This window comes from Aestuariivirga sp., from assembly GCF_044239095.1.
Taxonomy (GTDB): Bacteria; Pseudomonadota; Alphaproteobacteria; order Rhizobiales; family Aestuariivirgaceae; genus Aestuariivirga.
In genome coordinates, this window is the sequence record NZ_JBIICB010000388.1 from 1 (window position 1) to 2,915 (window position 2,915).

The window sequence follows — 2,915 nt, forward strand, 5'->3', positions numbered from 1 at the left end:
AGGGCGGCGCCCGCGCCGGCATGATCGCGCCCGACGAGAAGGCCTATGCCTATCTGAAGGGCCGCCCCATGGCGCCCAAGGGCGAGGCATGGGACCAGGCGCTCCGCTACTGGGAGACGCTCCACACTGACGAAGGCGCCCATTTCGACCGCGTGGTGACGCTCGACGCTGCAAGCCTTCCGCCGATCGTCTCCTGGGGCACGAGCCCTGAGGATGTCGTCTCGATCGCAGGCAGCGTTCCGAACCCCGACGACATCGCGGATGAGGGCAAGCGCCAGTCCAAGTGGCGCGCCCTCGAATACATGGGCCTCAAGCCCGGCACGAAGATGACGGATGTCGAACTCGACGTCGTATGGATCGGCTCCTGCACCAATGGCCGCATCGAGGACCTGCGCAATGTGGCGAAGGTCGTCGAGGGCAAGAAGGTGTCTGGCCGCCTCGCCTATGCGATGATCGTGCCCGGCTCCGGCCTGGTCAAGCAGCAGGCCGAGGCCGAAGGCCTCGACCAAATCTTCAAGGCCGCGGGCTTCGAATGGCGTGAGCCCGGCTGCTCCATGTGCCTTGGCATGAACCCGGACCAGCTCAAGCCCGGCCAGCGCTGCGCATCCACCTCCAACCGCAACTTCGAAGGCCGCCAGGGCTACAAGGGCCGCACGCATCTGCTCTCGCCCGAGATGGCAGCAGCAGCGGCCATTGCCGGACGGTTCGTCGACGTGCGCCAGACGGGTGCGTGAACGGCTGGTTCCGGAACCTGACATTGCGGGCGTTTACCAGCACGCCTGCAATGTTTTCATGAAAGTCCAGAAGCATACAATTGCCATTAGGTACTGCGCCTAATGGTTGTTCAAAGCGCGCTCCGCTGACGTTGCAGGAACGAAGGAAGCAACATCGCAGTCCGGCAGTGTATTCAGCATGTGTGATGTATGTCATTAACGATTGCTGAACTTTTCGTTAAGGCTTATGTCACCGGAGTGTTGCAAGAATGATTCTGACGCTGGGGCTGGCGTCATATGGTGGGGGTTAAGAGTGGGTACATCTGTTCAGGCGGACGCGAAATTTCTGCGCCGCATCTTCATCGGTCTGGTGTTTCTGACTGTCGTGACGGGCGCCATGGCGGGCATCACCACCGTTCAGGCGATGACGGGCGCTCCCGGCGCCTGCGTGATGTTCTGCGAATAGCAGCAGGCCCATGGCGGAACACCGGCTGGCCGGCCTGTCCGCCCCGACATTGAGCGACATCGAAGAGCTTGCCACGCAGGCTTTCGCGGATCTGCCGGAGAGTTTCCGGGCACTGTGCGGCGAGGTTGTCATCACCGTCGCCGATTTTCCCGCCAGCGACGTCCAGAAAGAGATGAAGGCGGGGCCCTTCGACCTCCTCGGGCTGTTCCAGGGCGTTGGCCTCGCGCAGGATGGCGCAACACCCGAGACTGGCCGCATGCCGAACATGGTGTTCCTCTACCGCCGCGCCATACTCGACTACTGGGCCGAGCACGAGGAGACGCTCGGCGCCATCGTCACCCATGTGCTGGTGCATGAAATCGGCCACCACTTCGGCCTTTCGGACGACGACATGTACGCGATCGAGGACCTGACGCCGTGACCCCGGAGGAAAAGAAGGCGCGCCGCGATCTCGAACGTATCGAGGCCGAGCGCGAGAAGCTGTTCCACGGCACGCCGAGCGCAGCCAATGACGACCACGACCCGATGGAGGTGCTCGGCAAGCGCATTGCCCGCATCCTCGGCCCGCTGCTGGCGGCAGGGCTGTTTTTCTACCTGCTGCTGACCTACCTTCCCAGCACCTGAACGGGCGAAGCCTCAGCGATTGTTGCAGCACCTGCCCTTCCCCTCTATATGGGCGCGTCATGACCAGCATCTTCATCGACGGCGAGGCGGGAACCACCGGCCTCCAGATCCGCGAGCGGCTTGAGCGCCGGACCGACGTGACGCTCATCTCGATCGACCCTGGGCGCCGCAAGGACCCGGAGGCGCGCCGGGAGCTTCTGAACACTGTCGACGTGGCGATCCTGTGCCTTCCTGACGAGGCCGCGAAGGAGGCCGTGGCGATGATCGGCGAGGGCTCGCCGACCCGCGTCATCGACGCCTCGACGGCCTACCGCACCGCGGAGGGCTGGGCTTACGGCATGCCGGAGATTTCCAGGCTGCACAGGGAGAAGGTTGCGGCCGCCTCGCGCGTTGCCAACCCCGGCTGCTACCCGCAGGGGCTGATCGCGCTCGTCCGCCCACTGATCAATGCCGGCATGATGTCCTCCGACTATCCCATCACCTACAACGCCGTCTCCGGCTATTCCGGCGGCGGCAAGAAGACGATCGAGGACTACGAGGCGAGGGGCTCCTCCGCCATTGCCTACCACCCCTACGGGCTCACCTTCGCCCACAAGCACCTGCCCGAGATGCAGGTCTATGCCGAGATCGCCCATGCGCCGGTCTTCCAGCCGGCGGTCGGCAATTACGCCCAGGGCATGATGGGCTGCGTACCGGTTTTCTCGGAGCTTCTGGTGAAGCGCGCCAAGGGCCAGGACATCCGCGACTGCCTGGCGCAAGCCTATGAGGGCCAGGCCTGCATCGAGGTCGCGCCCTTCGAGGCCATCGAGCGCGCGCCCCATGTCAATCCCGAGGCGCTGAACGGCACCAACCGGATGCGGCTTCACGTTTTCGCCAACGACGTCCGCGGCCATGTGCTGCTGATGGCCGTCTACGACAATCTCGGCAAGGGCGCCTCCGGCGCTGCCGTGCAGAATCTCAACCTGATGATCGGCGCCCCGGAAACGCTCGGCACCGACCTTCCCCAAGCTGCCTGAGGATCAAGAGATGCAGAAGTTCGAAACGCTCACCGGTGTCGCGGCACCCCTGAACATCGTCAACATCGACACCGACATGATCATCCCGAAGCAGTT

The 2,915-nt window shown here is 64.0% G+C and carries 5 protein-coding genes and 1 pseudogene; all 6 read left to right on the forward strand.

Going from position 1 to position 2,915, the window contains the following annotated elements; all coding sequences use genetic code 11:
* The coding region (locus ACILRA_RS21645; protein WP_395664110.1) for an aconitase family protein at positions 1-734 on the forward strand (734 nt) is incomplete at its 5' end.
* A gap of 292 nt (positions 735-1,026) precedes the next feature.
* Positions 1,027-1,179 (forward strand): hypothetical protein, encoded by a 153-nt coding sequence (locus tag ACILRA_RS21650; protein ID WP_395664111.1) that lies wholly within the window; start codon positions 1,027-1,029, stop codon positions 1,177-1,179.
* Positions 1,180-1,189: 10 nt separating this feature from the next.
* Positions 1,190-1,600: a metallopeptidase family protein gene (locus ACILRA_RS21655; protein ID WP_395664112.1), complete on the forward strand. Its 411-nt coding sequence runs from the start codon at positions 1,190-1,192 to the stop codon at positions 1,598-1,600.
* A complete protein-coding gene (locus ACILRA_RS21660; protein WP_395664113.1) occupies positions 1,597-1,803 on the forward strand; it encodes a hypothetical protein in 207 nt (68 codons plus the stop codon). Before ACILRA_RS21655 ends, ACILRA_RS21660 begins: the two co-directional genes overlap by 4 nt.
* A gap of 59 nt (positions 1,804-1,862) precedes the next feature.
* Positions 1,863-2,819, forward strand: coding sequence for an N-acetyl-gamma-glutamyl-phosphate reductase (gene argC, locus ACILRA_RS21665; RefSeq protein WP_395664114.1), 957 nt, complete (start codon positions 1,863-1,865; stop codon positions 2,817-2,819).
* Positions 2,820-2,829: 10 nt separating this feature from the next.
* A pseudogene (locus ACILRA_RS21670) lies at positions 2,830-2,915 on the forward strand (3-isopropylmalate dehydratase small subunit); the annotation flags it as partial.

Excerpts from the sequence above, each read along its gene's own strand:
- ACILRA_RS21655 (WP_395664112.1), top strand. The coding sequence starts at position 1,190 with ATGGCGGAACACCGGCTGGCCGGCCTGTCCGCCCCGACATTGAGCGAC.
- argC (WP_395664114.1), top strand. The coding sequence starts at position 1,863 with ATGACCAGCATCTTCATCGACGGCGAGGCGGGAACCACCGGCCTCCAG.